Annotated in this window: 22 protein-coding genes; 16 read left to right on the forward strand and 6 right to left on the reverse strand. The window is 69.5% G+C overall.

Features of this window, described 5'->3' with window-relative positions; all coding sequences use genetic code 11:
• Positions 1 to 545, reverse strand: a 545-nt coding sequence (locus tag VFH59_RS16255) for a PhzF family phenazine biosynthesis isomerase (RefSeq protein WP_325165956.1), incomplete at its 3' end; no start/stop codon positions are given.
• A 134-nt stretch (positions 546 to 679) separates the two neighbouring features.
• On the opposite strand from VFH59_RS16255, the gene VFH59_RS16260 reads away from it, so the two are divergent.
• The 8 genes from VFH59_RS16260 to pncB all read left to right on the forward strand — a co-directional run bounded on the left by VFH59_RS16260 (position 680) and on the right by pncB (position 7437).
• Positions 680 to 1285, forward strand: coding sequence for a rhomboid family intramembrane serine protease (locus VFH59_RS16260; RefSeq protein WP_325165975.1), 606 nt, complete (start codon positions 680 to 682; stop codon positions 1283 to 1285).
• 8 nt (positions 1286 to 1293) lie between these two features.
• A complete protein-coding gene (locus tag VFH59_RS16265; RefSeq protein ID WP_325165957.1) occupies positions 1294 to 2235 on the forward strand; it encodes a diacylglycerol/lipid kinase family protein in 942 nt (313 codons plus the stop codon).
• Positions 2232 to 3035 carry a metallophosphoesterase family protein gene (locus VFH59_RS16270; protein WP_325165958.1) on the forward strand — a complete coding sequence of 268 codons (804 nt, stop codon included), beginning with the start codon at positions 2232 to 2234 and terminating at the stop codon, positions 3033 to 3035. Before VFH59_RS16265 ends, VFH59_RS16270 begins: the two co-directional genes overlap by 4 nt.
• Positions 3036 to 3176: 141 nt before the next feature.
• On the forward strand, positions 3177 to 4001 hold the full coding sequence (locus tag VFH59_RS16275) for a hypothetical protein (RefSeq protein WP_325165959.1): 825 nt from the start codon (positions 3177 to 3179) through the stop codon (positions 3999 to 4001).
• Between the two features lie 111 nt (positions 4002 to 4112).
• A complete protein-coding gene (locus VFH59_RS16280; protein ID WP_325165960.1) occupies positions 4113 to 4538 on the forward strand; it encodes a hypothetical protein in 426 nt (141 codons plus the stop codon).
• A gap of 48 nt (positions 4539 to 4586) precedes the next feature.
• On the forward strand, positions 4587 to 5720 hold the full coding sequence (locus VFH59_RS16285; protein ID WP_325165961.1) for an aminopeptidase: 1134 nt from the start codon (positions 4587 to 4589) through the stop codon (positions 5718 to 5720).
• Positions 5721 to 5823: 103 nt separating this feature from the next.
• On the forward strand, positions 5824 to 6210 hold the full coding sequence (locus VFH59_RS16290) for a thioredoxin family protein (RefSeq protein ID WP_325165962.1): 387 nt from the start codon (positions 5824 to 5826) through the stop codon (positions 6208 to 6210).
• A gap of 45 nt (positions 6211 to 6255) precedes the next feature.
• Positions 6256 to 7437 carry a nicotinate phosphoribosyltransferase gene (gene pncB, locus VFH59_RS16295; RefSeq protein WP_325165963.1) on the forward strand — a complete coding sequence of 394 codons (1182 nt, stop codon included), beginning with the start codon at positions 6256 to 6258 and terminating at the stop codon, positions 7435 to 7437.
• A 30-nt stretch (positions 7438 to 7467) separates the two neighbouring features.
• On the opposite strand, the gene VFH59_RS16300 is transcribed toward pncB, so the two are convergent.
• Complete coding sequence (locus VFH59_RS16300; RefSeq protein WP_325165964.1) at positions 7468 to 7590, reverse strand: hypothetical protein; 123 nt, start codon at positions 7588 to 7590, stop codon at positions 7468 to 7470.
• Positions 7591 to 7689: 99 nt separating this feature from the next.
• Between VFH59_RS16300 and VFH59_RS16305 the strand changes: the two genes are divergently transcribed.
• Positions 7690 to 8175: a glutathione peroxidase gene (locus VFH59_RS16305; RefSeq protein ID WP_325165965.1), complete on the forward strand. Its 486-nt coding sequence runs from the start codon at positions 7690 to 7692 to the stop codon at positions 8173 to 8175.
• Between the two features lie 53 nt (positions 8176 to 8228).
• On the opposite strand, the gene dacB is transcribed toward VFH59_RS16305, so the two are convergent.
• Positions 8229 to 9725 (reverse strand): D-alanyl-D-alanine carboxypeptidase/D-alanyl-D-alanine endopeptidase, encoded by a 1497-nt coding sequence (dacB, locus tag VFH59_RS16310; protein WP_325165966.1) that lies wholly within the window; start codon positions 9723 to 9725, stop codon positions 8229 to 8231.
• Positions 9726 to 9833: 108 nt separating this feature from the next.
• On the opposite strand from dacB, the gene VFH59_RS16315 reads away from it, so the two are divergent.
• Positions 9834 to 10316, forward strand: coding sequence for a peptidylprolyl isomerase (locus VFH59_RS16315; protein WP_325165967.1), 483 nt, complete (start codon positions 9834 to 9836; stop codon positions 10314 to 10316).
• A gap of 61 nt (positions 10317 to 10377) precedes the next feature.
• Here VFH59_RS16315 and VFH59_RS16320 read toward each other — a convergent pair whose 3' ends face one another.
• Both VFH59_RS16320 and VFH59_RS16325 read right to left on the reverse strand, forming a co-directional pair.
• Positions 10378 to 11466: a phospholipase A gene (locus VFH59_RS16320; RefSeq protein WP_325165968.1), complete on the reverse strand. Its 1089-nt coding sequence runs from the start codon at positions 11464 to 11466 to the stop codon at positions 10378 to 10380.
• A gap of 117 nt (positions 11467 to 11583) precedes the next feature.
• The gene (locus VFH59_RS16325; RefSeq protein ID WP_325165969.1) at positions 11584 to 12258 is read right to left on the reverse strand and encodes a hypothetical protein; all 675 of its coding nucleotides are present in this window, start codon (positions 12256 to 12258) and stop codon (positions 11584 to 11586) included.
• 118 nt (positions 12259 to 12376) lie between these two features.
• On the opposite strand from VFH59_RS16325, the gene VFH59_RS16330 reads away from it, so the two are divergent.
• Entirely contained in the window at positions 12377 to 13660 is a 1284-nt protein-coding gene (locus VFH59_RS16330; RefSeq protein ID WP_325165970.1) for a winged helix-turn-helix domain-containing protein, read from the forward strand.
• Here the strand turns inward: VFH59_RS16330 and VFH59_RS16335 are convergent.
• Positions 13657 to 14157, reverse strand: coding sequence for a hypothetical protein (locus VFH59_RS16335; protein ID WP_325165971.1), 501 nt, complete (start codon positions 14155 to 14157; stop codon positions 13657 to 13659). The genes VFH59_RS16330 and VFH59_RS16335 overlap by 4 nt on opposite strands.
• Positions 14158 to 14460: 303 nt before the next feature.
• On the opposite strand from VFH59_RS16335, the gene VFH59_RS16340 reads away from it, so the two are divergent.
• From VFH59_RS16340 to VFH59_RS16360, 5 genes are all read left to right on the forward strand, one after another.
• Positions 14461 to 14670 (forward strand): cold-shock protein, encoded by a 210-nt coding sequence (locus VFH59_RS16340; RefSeq protein ID WP_209614482.1) that lies wholly within the window; start codon positions 14461 to 14463, stop codon positions 14668 to 14670.
• A 259-nt stretch (positions 14671 to 14929) separates the two neighbouring features.
• Positions 14930 to 15139, forward strand: coding sequence for a cold-shock protein (locus VFH59_RS16345; protein WP_091333775.1), 210 nt, complete (start codon positions 14930 to 14932; stop codon positions 15137 to 15139).
• 97 nt (positions 15140 to 15236) lie between these two features.
• Positions 15237 to 16088 (forward strand): alpha/beta fold hydrolase, encoded by an 852-nt coding sequence (locus VFH59_RS16350; RefSeq protein ID WP_325165972.1) that lies wholly within the window; start codon positions 15237 to 15239, stop codon positions 16086 to 16088.
• 139 nt (positions 16089 to 16227) lie between these two features.
• Positions 16228 to 17301 (forward strand): NADH:flavin oxidoreductase/NADH oxidase, encoded by a 1074-nt coding sequence (locus tag VFH59_RS16355; RefSeq protein ID WP_325165973.1) that lies wholly within the window; start codon positions 16228 to 16230, stop codon positions 17299 to 17301.
• A 15-nt stretch (positions 17302 to 17316) separates the two neighbouring features.
• Positions 17317 to 17958, forward strand: a 642-nt coding sequence (locus tag VFH59_RS16360; protein ID WP_325165974.1) for a pirin family protein, incomplete at its 3' end; no start/stop codon positions are given.

Genomic DNA, 17958 nt, shown 5'->3' on the forward strand with positions numbered 1-17958 from the left:
TGGTCGGGCGCCCAGCTGCGCAGGCTCGCCTCGTCGGCGACTTCGGCCAGCCACCAGCGCCGGCCGCCGTCGACCAGCGCCGGCGGCAGCGCGCCGGGTCCGATGCCGGCGAGCGTCGCGGCGAGCAGCGGATGTGCCTCACACCCGGTGGCGAGCAGACGCTCGCCGGGCGACTTCAGCAGCAGGTCGCGCGCATCGCCTTCGCCCTCCACGCGGATCGGCAGCACGCCGGCGCCGCATTCCTGCCACAGCATCCCGTCGACCGGCGCGGCCAGTCCGCAGGCCAGCGCCGCGTGCGCACTGCCGACGCTGGGATGGCCGGCGAACGGGATCTCGTGCTGCGGCGTGAAGATGCGCACCCGGTAGCTCGCCTGCGGCGTCGAGGGCGGCAACAGGAAGGTGGTTTCCACCAGCGCCGTCCAGCGTGCGAAGCGCTGCATTTCCTCGTCGCTCCAGCCACGTGCGTCGGTGACCACGCCAAGGTGGTTGCCGCCGCCACAAGTAGCGGCAAAGACGTCCAGATGCAGGTAGCGGAGCGGTTCCATGCGTGTCCGTGGGGAGCGGGCGGGTAAAGGCGCGCATGATACGCCCTGGTGCCGCAGCCGTGGCCGCGCGAGTCGACAAGCCGCATGGCGGACGCCAAGATGGACGGTCCGCCCGCTCCCAGGAAGCCCCAGCGATCATGATCACCCTGGCCATCATCGCCGTCACCTGCGTCGTCTCGTTCCTCGCGCTCGGCAAGCCGCGGCTGATGGACGACCTGATCCTCTGGCCCCCGGCGATCCAGCGCCACCGCGAATACCATCGGCTGGTGACCTACGGCCTGGTGCATGCCGATTTCGGCCATTTGCTGTTCAACATGCTCACGCTGTTCTTCTTCGGGCGGCTGATCGAGCAGTTCTATGCCGCCGAGCTCGGCCGGTTCGGGTTCCTGCTGTTCTACATCGGCGCGCTGGTCGCCTCGATCCTGCCCACCTACCTCAAGAACCGGCGCAACCCGAACTATCACAGCCTGGGCGCCTCCGGTGCGGTATCGGCGGTGCTGTTCACCTTCGTGCTGCTGGCGCCGTGGTCGCGCATCATCGTGTTCGTGCTGCCGATGCCGGCCGTGCTGTATGCGGCGCTTTACGTGGGCTATTCGATCTACATGGACCGGGCCGGCCGCGACAACATCAACCACAGCGCGCACCTGTGGGGCGCGGCCTACGGCGTGGTCTTCACCCTGCTGATAGAGCCCAGGGTGTTCACTCACTTCCTTGCGGAGCTTTCCCGCCCACGCATGTAGGGAGGTCCATGCCCTCGCCGCAAGACCGCCAGCGACCGTTCTTCGTGGTGCTCAACCGCCGCTCCGGCAGCGGCGACGCCGGCACTGCGGAACAAGCCATCCGCGACGCGCTCGATGCCGTGGGACATCCGTACCGGCTGTTCTGCGCACGACACCCGCGGGAGCTGGCCAGCCTGGCAGGGCAGGCGGTCGAGGCGGCGCGGGCGCAGGACGGCGTCGTGGTGGTCGCCGGTGGCGACGGCACCATCAACGCCGTGGTGCAGGCCGTACTTCCGGGCGGCGTGCCGCTCGGTGCGCTGCCGCAGGGCACCTTCAATTTCTTCGGACGCTGCCACGGCCTGCCCGAGGGCGACGTCGGGAAGGGCATACGCGGCCTGCTCGACGCGCGGGAAACCCCGGTCCGGCTGGGAATGGTCAACGACCGCGTGTTCCTGGTGAACGCCAGCCTCGGCCTCTACCCCGCGCTGCTGGAACGGCGCGAACAGGACAAGCGACGCTTCGGGCGCCACCGGCTGGTCGCGCTGCTCTCCGGGCTGCGCGCGCTGCTCGGCGACTACCCCGACCTGCGCCTGTCGCTCAGCGGGGATGGCCGGCGGCAGCTTCGGCGCAGCACTACGCTGGTCGTGGGGGACAACCGCCTGCAACTGGAAGGCATCGGGATCCCCGGGGTCGAGGCGCTCGAGCGTGGTGAGCTCATCGGCATCATGCTGCCGCCGCTGGCGCGCTGGCACATGATCCTCACGGCGGTGCGCGGGCTGTTCGGGCACCTGGGCGACGCGGAGAAGGTCGACAGCTTCGCCTTCACGGAGCTGGACGTCGCCGTGCCCGGGCGCAACCGGATCAAGGTCGCGCTGGACGGGGAAATCGGTCGCCTGGCGCTGCCGCTGCACTTCCGGGTGGCCCCCCGGCCGCTGCGGTTGCTGGTGCCGCGGGAGCGGGGGCGCGCATGAGCGTGCTGCTGCACCTGTCCGACTCGCATTTCGGGACGGAGCGACCGCCGGTGCTGGCGGCCTTGCGTCGGCTGGCCGAGGCGGTCCGGCCCGCGCTGGTGGTGCTCTCGGGCGACCTGACCCAACGTGCGCGCCCGAAGCAGTTTGCCGCGGCGCGCGCCTTCGTCGACAGCCTGCCCTCGCCGTCGCTGGCGATCCCCGGCAACCACGACATCCCGCTGTATGCCCTGGGCGCCCGCCTGCGCGCGCCGTATGCGCGCTATGCCGCCGCCTTCGGCAGCGACCTCGAGCCGGTGTGGTCGTCGGCCCGGTGGCTGGTGATCGGGGTCAATACCACCCGCTGGTGGCGGCACAAGCAGGGCGAGGTCTCGCCGGCGCAGGTCGAACGGGTGGCGTCGCGCCTGCGGCAGGCGACACCGGACCAGTTGCGGGTCGTGGTGGTGCACCAGCCGATGGCGGTGATCGAGCCGGCGGACTGGCGCAACCTGCTGCGCGGCCACGCGCAGGCGGCCGGCGCATGGGCGACCGCCGGGGCACAACTGGTGCTGGGAGGCCATATCCACCTGCCCTACGTGCGTCCGCTGCCCGAGCCGGGTGGCCGACCGCTGTGGGTGGTGCAGGCCGGAACCGCCGTCTCCCGCCGGGTCCGCGGCGGCATCTCCAATTCGGTCAACCTGGTGCGTTCCGGCGAGAGTGCCGACGCCTGCACCGTCGAGCGGTGGGACTACGACCCCGCACGCGAGGCCTTCGCCTGCCACGAGCGGCAGGTCCTCGCCCTGCGCGGGCCCTATCCACCCTGAATTGCCCGCCGCTTCATGCGGCAATCGCGCATGACAGCGCAAGATGCCCGCGCAATACTGGACGTGCAGGTCTTTCCGCCGCGTGCGTGGAGCATGCCAACGCGGGCAAGGCTGCACTGACCACCGCAGGAGTGATGACGCATGGCAACGACCCGCACGTCGGCCGCGAAGAAATCCGCGGCAAAGAAGGCAGCCGCCGGCAGCAGCGCGACCAGGAAGAGCGCCGCCGGCAAGGCCGGCATCAAGACCCCGATCAACCGGACGGCCGTCCGCCCGGCTGCAGCGAAGGCCGCCGGCAAGGGGCCGGCCGCCAAGTCCGCAACCGCATCGAAGCAGGCTTCGGCGAGCAAGGCGGCCCCGAAGAAGGCGGCCTCCAGGAAGGCTGCCCCCAAGAAAGCTGTGGCGAAGAAGGCCGTCCCCAAGAAAGCGGTCGCGAAAAAGGCTGCTCCCAAGAAAGCTGTCGCGAAGAAGGCGGCGCCGCGAAAGGCGGCACCCGGAAAGAGCACTGCCAGCAAGGCTGCGCCGAAGAAAGCCGCCACCCGGAAGGCCCCGCCCGCGGCGGTCAGGAAGACGGCCGGCAAGGCAGTGGCGAAGAAGGCGGCCACCCGCAAGGCGGCTCCCAAGAACGCAACAAGGAAGGTGGCGGCCAAACCCGCGACCAGGCGCGTTTCCGCCGGCAACGGGACGCGGCCGGGCACCGGCACGCCAGCCACCCGCAAGGGGGGCGCCTCCCGCAGGCCGGCCCCGGCCAACCAGCACATCAGCCCGGAAGAGGCCGTGGCGCACATCCAGGCCCTGCTCGAAGCCAAGCATGACCGGACCCGCGCCGCGGATCGCCCGGCCGATGCGCAGCCGCGACCGCAGGGCAATTCGGCCGTACATACGCCCGAAAGCCCGCAACTGCCGAGCGATGCACCCAAGACCACCATCCCGGTGCATACGGGGCAGCGCGGCGCCAAGATCTGACGCGCCGTCCGGCGGCGCCGCGCCCGCGCAGCCGCGGGCGCGGCGCTCAGGGCGCATTCAAACCGGCGCGACTAGCGTGACCTTCGTGACAGCAGTCACGGAGGTGAAGCCATGAAACGCATGCTTGCAGGAGTGGCGCTGGTGCTTGGCACGGCGGCGTTGTCGGGCTGCTATTACGACCCCGGTTACAGCTATGTGCGCGGCAACGGCTACCAGGGCGACGCCTATTACGGCGAAGGCCCGTCGGTGATCTACGAGCCTGACTATTACGGTTACGGCGGTTACTACGCCCCCGGCTGGGGCTACGGCTGCTGCTATTCCTCCGGCGTGAGCGTCGGCATCAGCGGCACCTGGCACGGCGACTCGCATCATTACCGGGGCCGGGACTGGAGCCGCGACCGTTATCGGGACCGCGACGACCGCCGCGAATGGCACGGTCGCGATGAGCGCGACGACCGCCGCGAATGGCGCGGCCGCGACGACCACGACCATCGGCGCGGTGACTCGCGCGAACGGCGCGATCACGACCATCGTTGACCCGCCGGGACCCTCGCCTCGCGCCGGAAGCGCGCGCACAATCGGGGCATGCCTCATTCACGCCCGCACCACGCCGCGCGACTGGCCGTTCTCATGTCGGGCCTGCTGCTCGGCGGCTGCGGCAGCCTGCGGTACTACGTGCACGTGGCCCATGGCCAGGCGTCGTTGCTGGTGCACCGCCGCCCGATCGCCAAGGTGGTACGTGACCCGGCCACCGATGCGCAACTGGCCCGACGCCTGCGGCTGGCCGCGCAGGCCAGGCAGTTTGCTTCCGCGGCGCTCGGACTTCCGGACAACCGCAGCTACACCACCTACGTCGACCTGCATCGTGCTTACGTCGCCTGGAATGTGTTCGCCACACCACCGTATTCGGTGGCGCCGTTGCCGCAATGCTTTCCGATCGCCGGCTGCGTGGCCTACCGCGGCTACTTCAAGCAGGCCCGCGCGCAGGCCCGCGCGGCGGCGCTGAAGGCGCAGGGGGACGACGTATGGATCGGCCCGGTGCCGGCCTACTCGACACTGGGGTGGTTCGCCGACCCGATCGTGTCCAGCATGCTGCGCTGGGACGACGACGAACTGGCCGGGACCATCTTCCACGAGCTCGCGCACCAGCGGCTGTATGTCAAGGGCGATACCGCCTTCAACGAATCCTTCGCCAGTTTCGTCGAGCAGGAGGGGGTGCGCGAATGGCGCAGGGCGCGGGGGTTGCCGCCGCCCGATACGCGCGACCAGGCCATGGAGCAGGGCTTTACCGCGCTGGTGCTGGATCTGCGCGGCCGGCTCGAGCGGCTGTATGCGAGCACGCACGACCCGGCCGTGCTGGCGCGCGGCAAGCAGGCACAGATCGCGGCGTTCCGCCAACGCTACGTGGCGTGGCGCGACAGCCACTGGCCGGACGACCATCGCTACGACGGCTGGGTCGAAGCCCCGATCAACAACGCCAAGCTGCTGCCGTTCGGTCTCTACGATCGCTGGACCGGGGCCTTCGCCGCGCTGTTCGAGCAGGCCGAACGGCAATGGGGGGCGTTCTATGCCGCGGTCGGGGCCCTGGCCGGCAAGTCCGGGGCCGCGCGGGAACGAGGGCTCGAACGCCTGGCTGCCGAAAACCAGGCACCACGATCCCCGGCCAGCCCACCGTCCGCATCGCCCGCCCCGCGGGAGCAGGCACCGACAGGCGGGTAGGGCGCCGGTGGGCCGCGCGCCGCGGGATTCGCATGGGCCGCCCTGGGGCGCCCAACCTCGCGACGAGGCTTGCGCCGGCTGCGCACGCCCCAACCTCGCGATCATGAGCGACACCTCTCTCCCGCAGTTCTTCACGCGCTTCCCCATGCGCCGCGTCGACGAGCCCGGGCTGGATACCGTGCTGGCGGAACCGGCCGAAGGCCTGACCGTCCTGTTCCTGTGGGGCCGCGACTGCCCCAACTGCGACATGGCCAAGGGCGCCATGCTGCTCGGGCACGAGCGCTTCCAGTGGCCGCGCGTGCGGTGGTTGCACGACAACGTATACGAGGACCCGGGCATGGCCACGCGCTTCGGGCTGCATGGCATTCCGGCGTTCATCGTGTTCGCGGGCGCGCGCAAGCTCGGGCGCATCACCAGCTGGCCGGGCACCGACGCGTTCGTGCGCGCGATCGACGCCCAGCTCGCCGCCCTGTCGCCGGCGCAGGGATAATGCGCGTCCCGATCCGGCGCCCGCCGGATCCCGCCAGGCCATCGCATGATCGTCCAGTCCCTGCTCGACACCGACCTGTACAAGTTCTCGATGATGCAGGTGGTGCTGCACCACTATCCGGCCGCGCACGTCGAGTACCGCTTCAAGTGCCGCAACCCGGGCATCGACCTGGTCCCGTACATCGACGAGATCCGTGCCGAGCTCGCCGCGCTGTGCAGCCTGCGCTTTACGCCCGCCGAGCTCGACTACCTGCGCGGCTGGCGCTACATCAAGAGCGACTTCGTCGACTTCCTGGGCCTTTTCCAGCTCAATGCCAAGTACGTGGAGATCGCGCCCGCCGCCGCCGCGAACGGCGAGATCGAGATCCGCATCCGCGGGCCGTGGCTGCACACCATCCTGTTCGAGGTGCCGCTGCTGGCGATCGTCAACGAGGTGTATTTCCGTAACACCCAACCCAACCTGGGGCTTGCCGAGGGCCGCGCGCGGCTGGCGGCCAAGATCGAGCTGCTGCGCGCGGATCCCGAATACGCCGACTGCCGCATCGCCGATTACGGCACGCGTCGGCGCTTCTCGCGGGAGTGGCATGAGGAGGTGGTGCGAACGCTGCGCGACGGCCTGGGCGACCAGCTGGCCGGCACCAGCAACGTCTGGATGGCCTGGAAGCTCGGCCTGACGCCGCTGGGGACACTGGCCCACGAGTACCTGCAGGCGCACCAGGCGCTCGGTCCGCGCCTGCGCGACTCGCAGCGCGTGGCACTGGAGACCTGGGCGAAGGAATACCGCGGCGACCTAGGCATCGCCCTGTCGGACGTCTACGGGCTGGATGCGTTCCTGCGCGACTTCGACATGTACTTCTGCAAGCTGTTCGACGGCACCCGCCACGATTCGGGTGATCCGTTCGCCTGGGGGGAGAAGGTGCTGGCCCACTACCGGGCCAACCGCGTCGATCCCCGCAGCAAGATCCTGGTGTTCAGCGATGCGCTGGACATGCCGCGCGTGATGCAGCTCTACCGCCACTTCCGGGGCCGCTGCCAGCTGGCGTTCGGGGTGGGTACGAACCTCACCAACGACGTCGGACCAACGCCCCTGCAGATCGTCATCAAGATGGTCCGCTGCAATGGCCAGCCGGTCGCCAAGCTCAGCGATTCGCCGGGCAAGAACATGTGCGACGACCCGGCATACGTCACCTACCTGCGGCAGGTGTTCGAGATCCCGCCGGAGGCGTGATGCCCTCGCAGGAGCACCCCCGACGCGCGCCTACCGGTTCGTGCGCCGATTTCGCACGCGCACCCGCCGGCCCGGTGCCTCGCGGCAGGCCGCATGGGCCAGCAGCACCAGGGTGGCAAGGGCGATCAGCGCGGAAAGGACCAGGTGCATCATCGGAGCATCGCCTCCCGTCTGCGGCCGTGGAAATGACCGTCGCTCATGTGCATATGCCGCTGCCGTCGTAGACTGCCGACAAGCTAAGGGAGCCCGTGCATGAGCAGCGTCTACGACTTTTCCGCGTGCGACATCGACGGCCAGGAGCGCTCCCTGGCGGAGTGGCGGGGACGGTGGCTGCTGATCGTCAACGTCGCCTCCAGATGCGGTTTCACCCCGCAATACACCGGGCTGGAAGCGCTGTGGCGGGAGTGGCGCGAGCGCGGGCTGACCGTGCTGGGCTTTCCCTGCAACCAGTTCGGTCACCAGGAGCCGGGCAGCGAGGCGGAAATCCGCCAGTTCTGCAGCCTCGACTACGCGGTCAGCTTCCCGCTGTTCTCCAAGATCGAGGTCAACGGCGCAGACACCCACCCGCTCTATCGCTGGCTCAAGCGCGAAGGCAAGGGCGTGCTCGGCAGCGAGGCGATCAAGTGGAACTTCACCAAGTTCCTGGTCGATCCGGACGGACAGGTGGTCCGTCGCTACGCGCCCACGGACACGCCGGAGAAGATCGGCGCGGAGCTGGCCAAACGGCTGCCGGGCTGATCGCCAGCACGAGCGAGCACACCGGTATGGTCGGGATGTCTGCGCCGAGGACGCTACATTGATTTCTCGTCCAGCCGCGCCAGCAGGATGGCGACCGCGTCGACGTCGGCACTGGCCGACGTCCCATCCGGCGGATCGTAGTCGTTGAGCAGGATCGCGAATGCCAGGTGCTCGCCCGCCGCACTGGTGACGTAACCGGCCAGGCCATTGACGTACGTCATGCTGCCGGTCTTGGCGTGCACGTTGCCCGCGGCCGCCGTGCCGCGCATGCGCCAGGCGAGGGTGCCGTCCACGCCCGCCACCGGCAGCATGTCGCGGACTGCGGCCGCGTCCGGGCCGTTGGCGAGGAACACCAGCAGGCGCGCCAATGCGCCAGGCGTGCTGAGGTCCCGGCGGGACAGTCCCGTGCCCTCGCCGATCAGGCTGGCCGAGGGCAGGATGCCGATGCGGTCGAGCAGCTGCCGAAGCGCGTGGATACCCCAGTCGGCCGCGCCCAGGAAACCGGCCGGGGCCGCCGGGTCGTCCACCGCCGTGGCATGGGCGCGCGTGCCAGCCAGTTGCAGCAGGTTCTGCAGGTAGAGGTTCTGCGAGCGCTTGAGGCCCTCACGCAACAGCGTGGCCAGCGGGGGTGACTCCACCTGCGCCAGCACGCTCATGTTCGTCCGCCGTGCCGTCTGCCGTGGCCAGTGCACCGTGCGCAGCCGGCCGTCGACCACGATGCCGCGGCTGCGCAGCGCCTGCAGCAGCGCGTTGCCGGCGACCTGCGCAGGGTCCGGCATGGCCAGGCGGTAACTGCGCGGCGACGACAGCACGGGCACCGAGCCGAAAGCCTCCAGCCGTTGGCCGCCCGGCGCGCGGAAGAAGTTGACGTCGCCAGGCGTGTCCGCGGGGGCGGTGAGCAAGCCACCGGCCAGCGGCATGGCCGCGATCGCCGGATCGAAGGCAAGGGTGGCTGGCTGCCCGGTGCGCGCTGCCGGCGTGACCGTCAGCCGCACCTGGTTTTCGTCCACGCTCAGCGCCGACGCCGGCGCGGCGAAACCGGCGAGCAGGTCGGAGGCTTCCCAGCCGCTGCCGATGGACGGCCCCGCAAAGTACGAGGCATCCGCCACCAGGTCGCCGCGCACGCGGCGCACGCCTGCGGTCGCCAATTGCCCGGCCAGCGAGCCGGCCCAGTCCGCGGTCGACGGGTCGGTGCCCAGCGAGGGATCGCCCATGCCATAGAGCACCAGCGGCCCGCTCACGCGCCCGTGCCTGTCCGGTGCGGCACCCAGCACGCGGGTGGGGATGCGGTAGCCGGCATCCATCCCGTTGAGCACCAGTGCCGCGGTGTACAGCTTGGCGGTGGATGCCGGCTGGAAGAGCTTGTCGGCATCGTGCGTGTACAGCGTGCGACCGCTGTCCAGCGAGACCACCGCAATGCCCCAGCGCGCGGCGGCAAAGCGCGGCTGCGAGATGCGGGCGTCTATCGCCGCGCGCGTGGCAGCCAGGTCCATCGCCGCGGAGCGCAGCGGCACGAGAGCGAGCACGAGGATCGGGAGCAGCCGCAACATCTTCATAGCGCCGCAGTATGGCAACCCGGCGCCAACGGCGCAGGCCGGTGTGACGGGCATCCACCCCCGACCTGTTAAGCTGGCCCATTCACCGTAAACGAGAGTGCCATGCAGATCGCAGACAACACCGTCGCCTCCTTCCACTACACGCTGACCGACGACGAGGGTCGCGTCATCGACAGTTCCGTAGGACGCGAGCCGCTGTCCTACCTGCACGGCACCGGGCAGATCGTGCCGGGCTTGGAGAAGGTGATGACCGGCCGCCAGGCAGGTGACCAGTTCAAGGTCGACGTCGCGCCGGAGGAAGGCTACGGCACGCGGCATCCCGAACTGATGCAGGAAGTGCCGCGCGAGGCATTCCAGGGCGTGGCGGACATCCAGCCCGGCATGCAGTTCCAGGGGCGTGGCCCGCAGGGCGTGATCAACGTGACCGTGGTGCGCGTGGACGATGACAAGGTGCACATCGACGGCAACCACCCGCTCGCCGGCCAGACCCTGCATTTCAACGTCGAGGTGACCGACGTGCGCGAGGCCAGCGCCGAAGAGCTCGCGCACGGCCACGTGCATGGCCCGGGCGGCCACCACCACTGACCAGCGCTGGAACGCCCCTGCCGAAGCCCGCCTGCCGTGCAGGCGGGCTTCGTCGTATCCGTCAGTACCAGTCCAGCAACGACACGCCGACCCCCAGGTAGGTGGCGTTGTGGTTGTAGTCGATCAGGCTCTCGCCGTAGCCCTTGAACAACTCGGCATAGCCGCGCAGGTTGCCCGCTAGCGGGAAGCTCCAGGTGAACCGCGCCGCCCCGTGGCTGCGGCTGCCACCGCGGAAGGAATGACGCAGCATCAGGGCGAACTCCTGGCCGTTGGACTCGTGCACGATCTGCACGTCGCCGCGGCCGATGTAGTCGCTGATGTCGGGGTTGTTGTCGTCGGTGCCACCCTCGGGAATGCGCCACCACGGGCGCAGCATCACCGTCCAGTCCCCACGTTCGAAGCCGATGTCGGCGATCACCCGGTTCCAGCTGCGCGAAAGCGGATTGGAGCGGCCGTTCGATTGATGATCGACGCCGATGCCGAGCAGGCGGCCGTCCCAGCCGAGTAGCTCGTAATGGGTGTCGAACACCAGCATCGCCTCGGGTTCGTAGTTGGTTTCCCGGAACGGACGCGAGAGACGGTCGTTGTAGACCTGCCAGCGGGAGGACTGGGTGTAGCCCAGCCACAGGTCGCCGGCATCGCCGAATACGCCCTGCCAGACCTTGGTCTTCAGGCTGAGCTGGAACTTCGCCTCGAGATTGTCCAGCTGTTCGGGCGCGGACACGGTATTGAGCGGGTTGGGACTGTGCGGACTGTCGTTCCGGTTGCTGGTGGCGAACACCGGCAGCAGGTAGACCGGCCGGTAGCCGCGCACGTTGTAGGTGCCGAGCTTGGCCTCCGGCGAGAGTTCCCAGCGGCTGTCCAGCAGCGACAGCGGGGCGGCAACCTCGGGGTTTTCCTGCGCAGCCACCTGGCCCGGTTTGAGGTCATGCCCGAACACGCTGGGCAGGACGGTTTCCTCATCGGTCCGCTTCTTCGCCACCGGCAGGTTGACGCGGCCGGTGGCGTGGTCGTAGCAGGCCAGTCGCTGCGCGTCGCTCTCGATGGCGGTACAGGCGCGGATGTCCATCGGGTCGGGGTTTTGCGCATGCGCCGCGCCGGCCCACAGTGCGCCGATCGCCACCAGCGCCGTGGCTGGGATGTGCTTCATCAAGGAGGTCGCTCCTGACCGCAAAGGGGCGAGTCTATCGAGTGGCGTCCGAACCCGTCGTGAGCAAAAAAAAAGCCGGCCGCGGGGGCCGGCGACGGGGAATTCTTGAAGAAGGGTTCAGTGAGACTGCCAGGCCTCGTACTCACGCTGGGTGATGCGGCCGTCGCGGTTCTTGTCGGCGTGGTCGAAGTCATTGGCCAGGGGTGGGTAGCTGGCGGCCTGCTCGGAAGTGATGGATTTCTTGCCGTTGGCCAGCTGGCTGAACTCCGGCGCCGGTCCGGCAGAGGACGCCGGCGGCATCGAGGATCGGAATTCGACGTTGCCGCTGGCACCGGCATTCATGCCGTTGGCGCCGGTATTGCCGCCGGCGTTCATGCCGTTGTTGTCCATGCCGTTGTTCATGCCCTGGTTGGCGTTCATGCCGTTGTTCATGCCCTGGTTGCCGTTCATGCCGGCCGCGTCATTGCCCATGGGCGGGGGCGCGCTCGACGCCGGCGGCGGCATGGACTGCATGCCCGGCATGCCCGGCATGCCCGAACTGGTCGGTGGCGCCGGCGGCGTGCTGTTCTGGTCGGGCGGCGGAGGCGGCGTCGGTGGCATGTTCGACTGCGGCGAGCCGGGCGGGGGCGGCGGCATCGGGGTGGTCGGCGGCGGTGGCGCCGGGTTGCTCGGATCCGACGGCGGCGACGGTGGTGTCGGGGGAGCCGGTACGTCCTGCGCCGCGAGGATGCCCGAGGCCAGCAGCGAGCCGGCGACAAGGGCGGACAGCAATGGCTTGCGGAATTTCATCATCGATACTCCATGCCAGAATGCGGGGGCGCGGGCTGAAGGCAATCGATGGGGTCGCCGCGCTTCCGGCACGCTAACAAACGATTTGTAAACGCGGCCTCATCTTGCACAGCAGGGTTCCGTGAAGTCCGACACAACGTTGTCTTCCGTTTTATCCAGCCAGGCGGCGCCGTTGCGCCCGGCCCAGGCGCGCCGCCTGCACCTTGCCGCCCAGGGCCTGCTGCGGCCGCTCGGCCGGCGTCCGCGCCCCGCCGACGTCGTCGCCGCCGTCGAGCGGATGCGGCTGCTGCAGATCGATTCGATCCACGTGGTGGCGCGTAGTCCGTATCTGGTGCTGCACGCGCGCCTGGGCGACTACGACGGCACCTGGCTGGATCAGGCGCTGGCGCAGGGGCGCATCGCCGAATGCTGGGCGCACGAGGCCTGCTTCGTGCCCGCCGCCGACCTGCCGTCGCATCGCGCCTGGCGTGAGCGCGGTGCGCACTGGGCCCATCGCCATGCCGCGCGCATGCATCGCGAGCATCGCGTGGAGATGGACGGGCTGCTCGAACGCATCCGCGCTCAGGGCGCCGTGCGCGCGGCCGACTTCCCGCGCACCGACCGCGGCGCCAGCGGCTGGTGGGAATGGAAGCCGGAAAAGCGCTGGCTGGAGGCATGGTTCGCGCTGGGCGAGCTGATGGTCCCGCGGCGCGAGCGCTTCCAGCGCGTGTATGACCTGGCCGAGCGCGTGCTGACGACGCTCGATCCACCGTTCGTGCCGAGCACACTGGACACCCCCGCGCTGCGCCGCCGGTTCATCCTCGACAGCGTGCGTGCGCTGGGCATCACTCAGGCACGCTGGATCGCCGACTACTACCGGCTCAAGCCCGGCGTGGGTGATGCCGAACTGGCGCCACTGGTTGCCGCGGGTGAATTGCTGGCGGTGCCGGTGCAGGGCTGGAACGCGCCCGGCTACGTCCATCCCGAGCATGGGGCGCTGCTGGACAAGGCGCGCACCGGCCAGTTGCGGGCCAGCCACACGGCACTGCTGTCGCCGTTCGATCCGCTGGTGTGGGACCGGGCCCGGGCCCAGGCGATGTTCGACTTCGAATATGCGATCGAGTGCTACACCCCGGCGCCGAAGCGGCGTTACGGCTATTACGTCCTGCCCATCCTGCACCGCGGCGACCTGGTGGGGCGGCTGGACGCCAAGGCCCACCGCACCGAGGGCGTGTTCGAAATCAAGGCGCTTTTCCTGGAACCGGGCCGGAAAGTGACGCCGCGCCTGGTCACCGACGTGGGCGATGCCATCGCGCGGACCGCGCGATGGCACGGGACGCCGGCGATCCGGCTGATGCGCAGCGAGCCGGCGGCCTTCGGGCGTGCGCTGCGCGTCCATTGGAAGGCCAGCGGCGCGGGAGGCTAGTCCCCGGTGCTGCCGGAGGGGGCCGGCGAGCCTTCGCAGGACTTGCCGTGCAGCGCCTGACGCAACTGGCTGGCCAGCGAGTTGCAGCGCTCGGCCAGGTTGGGACGGATCGCCGGATCCTGCGAGTCGCGCAGCAGGCTGGTGCGCATGGCTTCGTACCGGCCCTGAAGCTCGTCGGGCTTGTAGATGGCCGCAGCGCGATGGCAGGCCAGGTAGCTGGCAAGGTAGTCGTCGCACGCCGGGACGCCGGTGTTCTGGGGCAGTTCGCCGGCCCGCTCCGGGGCCGTGGTGGTCGTAGCGGCGCGGTTGCCGTGGGCGGCATGGCTGGCGGTGCGGCTTTCGCTTGACCGGGTGCCGGGCGCCGACGGGGTTTCCTGGGACGACTGCGGTTGGCTGGTGCCGGTGGCGCCGGGCCGGGCCGGGTGGCTGGCGCAACCGGCAAGCAACAGGCCGGCGCCGAGCAGGGCGAAGATCGGGCGCGGGAGGGTGAGCTTCATGGCGGGCGTTTCCTCTGGCGACGGTACCGGCAACCGGCAGGCGACCTCCACACTAGACAAACGGCGATGTGAAGGAAACCTGAAAATCCGGGGCTTGCGCGCCGTTCAGCTTGGCGGTCGCACCGGCGCCCGGTAGCGGCTATGATGCGCCCACTGTGTTTGCCGGGGTCACCAGAGTCACGTGGCCCGATGCCGCCGATCAGCGCTTCATCGAATCACCCCTAGGGTTTTCCTTGCACACCAGTAAGTCGGCCCCGCATGTCGCGGCGGTCGAGTCTCTTTGTTTACCTAGTGGAGTGTTTCATGTCTGATCGTCAGATCGGTACCGTCAAGTGGTTCAACGACGCCAAGGGCTTCGGCTTCATCAGCCGTGACAACGGCCCGGACGTGTTCGTGCATTTCCGTGCCATCAGCGGCACCGGCTTCAAGAGCCTGCAGGAAGGCCAGAAGGTCAGCTTCAAGGTCGTGCAGGGCCAGAAGGGTCTGCAGGCCGACGAGGTCATGCCGGCCTGAGCGGTATCCCGCACGAGCCACGAAAAGCCGGGCAATGCCCGGCTTTTTTTGTGGTCCAGGTCGCGGTTTCCTTCCGTCACTTGCTGTAAATGAATTTCCGTTATGCTTGGGGCACTGTGTCTGCTCGGGTCCACGTGCGTGCCCCGAAGCGGGATTCTTCCGAATCGCGCCTCGCTCCACCCGCTCCCTGCATGCCCAGTAAGCCGTCGGCCAAAGGGGAGGTCGACTTGTCTCAGCATCGTGCAGAACGGAGTGAGTCATGTCGGATCGAGAGATTGGCACCGTCAAATGGTTCAACGACGCCAAGGGCTTTGGCTTCATCAGCCGGGAGAGTGGCCCCGACGTCTTCGTGCATTTCCGTGCCATCAGTGGCACGGGCTTCAAGAGTCTGAAGGAAGGCCAGAAAGTCAGCTTCAAGGTCGTGCAGGGGCAGAAAGGCCTCCAGGCCGATGAGGTCGCTCCGGCCTGAGCCGAGCGAGAATTGCCAAGGGGCCGGCGCAAGCCGGCCTTTTTTTTACCCGTGGCTGGCCTGTGCAGGCTTGCGGGCCTTACCGGACGGGGACGCCGTGGATTCCACTTCGATCGAAGCGCGCACCGTTGGCGTGACCGCGGCCGACGGCGCGACCAGCGAGCTGATGCTGGTCGGTGCTCCCGTGGCGGGTCGATGGGTGTACTGGTTACCGGCCATGGGCGTACCGGCCCGCTCCTACCTGCCGCTGGCCCAGGCGCTGGCCGCGCGCGGCATCGCCGTGGCGCTGCACGAATGGCGCGGTATCGGCTCCAGCGACCGCCGCGCAGGGCGCCGCCGGAACTGGGGATATCACGCGCTGTTGCACGACGACCTGCCGGCAGGTCTCGCGGCTGCACGCACCGTCTGGCCGGAAGCAGCCGGCTATCTCGGCGGGCACAGCCTGGGCGGGCAGTTGGCGGGTGTGTTCGCCGGCAGTCACCCCATGGGGGTCGCCGGCGTGGTGCTGGTGGCCAGCGGTGCGCCGTATTGGAAGAGGTTCCGGCATGCCTGGCCGATCGGTGCCGCTTACGTGGCGGCCCCCATGCTGGCCCGTTTGCTGGGCTATTTTCCGGGCCGCCGGATCGGCTTCGGCGGCAACGAGGCGCGTGGAGTGATCCGCGACTGGGCACGGAGTGGGCGCACCGGCCGATATGCGGCCGCTGGGATGGGCGACCTGGAAGCGGGCATGGCGGCGTTTGCCGGGCCCGTGCTCGCGGTGCGCCTGCGCGACGACTGGCTGGGTCCGGCCGCTTCGCTGGACTGGTTGCTGGGGAAGCTGCCCCGCGCGGACGTCACGCGCGAGGTGCTCACCCCGGATGAACTGGGCGGTCCGGCCGATCACTTCGGCTGGATGAAGGCGCCCGGGCCGGTGGCGGCGCGTATCGCGCATTGGCTTGCCCGTCATTGATCCGCCGGCCGTGGAGCGCGGCGGGCGCTCACCTCCAGCTTCCCCCGTGGCAGCCCGCCGGCGGGCGTCGGCCCCCGCACTTGAAGCGTGGCCGGCGCGGCGTCATCTGGTGGGCTTGTGTCTCTCCCAAGGTTGCTGCATGGAACTCTTCACTCCGTATGCCCAACGCAGCCTGACGCTGCGCAACCGCATCGTCGTCGCGCCGATGTGCCAGTACTCGGCCACCGATGGCCTGCCGGACCACTGGCACCTCGTGCATCTGGGCAGTCGCGCGGTGGGTGGGGCTGCCGCGGTGGTCGCCGAGGCGACCGCGGTGTCGCCGGAGGGGCGCATCTCGCCTGGCGATACCGGCCTCTGGAACGACGCGCAGATGGCTGCCTGGCAGCCGATCACCGCTTTCATCCGCAGCCAGCGCGCGGTTGCCGGTGTGCAGCTTGCGCATGCGGGGCGCAAGGCCAGCGCACAGCGGCCGTGGGAAGGCGGCGGCCCGTTGCCGGCCGGGCACGGCGAGTGGACCACGGTGGCGCCTTCGCCGATCCCGTTCGACCAGGGCTGGCATACCCCGCAGGCACTGGATCAGGCGGGCCTGCGCAAGGTGGTGGAGGACTTCCGCACGGCAGCCCGGCGTGCGCTCGCCGCCGGTTTCCAGCTGGTCGAAGTACACGCCGCGCACGGCTACCTGTTGCACCAGTTCCTGTCGCCGCTCAGCAATCGACGCACCGACGCCTGGGGCGGCAGTTTCGAGAACCGCACGCGGCTGGTGCGCGAGGTGCTGGGAGCCGTGCGCGAAGTGTGGCCCGACAACCTGCCGTTGTGGCTGCGGATCTCGGCGACCGACTGGGTGCCCGGGAAAGACGATGCACACGGCTGGACGGTGGAAGAAAGCGTGCAGCTGGCGCGTGAGGTCAAGCCGCTGGGCGTGGACCTGATCGACGTTTCCAGCGGCGGGCTGGTGCCGCACGTGAAGATCCCGGTCGGCCCGGGCTACCAGGTGCCGTTCGCCGCACGCCTCCGGCGGGAGGCGGAGATCGCCACCGGTGCCGTCGGCCTGATCACCGAGCCACGGCAGGCGGCCGACATCGTCGGCCGCGGCGAGGCAGACCTCGTGCTGATTGCCCGCGAAAGCCTGCGCGATCCGTACTTCCCGCGGCGTGCGGCGCAGGAGCTGGGCGCGTCGCTGGAGGCGCCGGTACAGTACCAGCGTGCCTGGTAGCGCCTGGAGGGCGGCATGGACCACACACCGCGATTGATCGAAGGGCGCAGGCACGACCTGGGCGACGGCTTCTCCGTGCGCCGGCTGCTGCCCGCGCTGCTGGCGCGGCACGTCGGTCCGTTCGTGTTCTTCGACCACATGGGGCCGGCCGATTTCGCGCCGGGCAAGGGCATGGACGTGCGGCCGCACCCACACATCGGGCTGGCCACCATCACCTGGCTGTTCGAGGGGGCCATCCGCCATCGCGACAGCCTCGGCAGCCTGGCCGATATCCGTCCGGGCGAGGTCAACTGGATGACCGCCGGCGGGGGCATCGTGCATTCCGAGCGCACGCCACCCGACGAGCGCCGGCAAGGCCAACGGCTGCATGGCATCCAGCTGTGGGTGGCGCTGCCGCGCGAGGATGCGGAGGTGGCCCCGGAGTTCCACCATCACGGCGCGGAGGAGTTGCCACGGATCCGCTACGACGGCGCGGAGTTGCTGCTGATCGCAGGCGCCGCCTACGGCGAGCGTTCGCCGGTGAAGGTGTTTGCCCCGATGTTCCTGATCGAGGCCGGGCTCGCCGGCGGTGCCACGCTGGACTGGCCCGCGGGCCATGCCGAGCGTGGCGTGTATGTGGTCGAGGGCGAGGTGGAATGGGGCGAGGCAGTCATCGGG

The sequence above is a fragment of the Frateuria sp. genome, from assembly GCF_035695185.1.
In the GTDB taxonomy this organism is placed as follows: domain Bacteria; phylum Pseudomonadota; class Gammaproteobacteria; order Xanthomonadales; family Rhodanobacteraceae; genus Frateuria_A.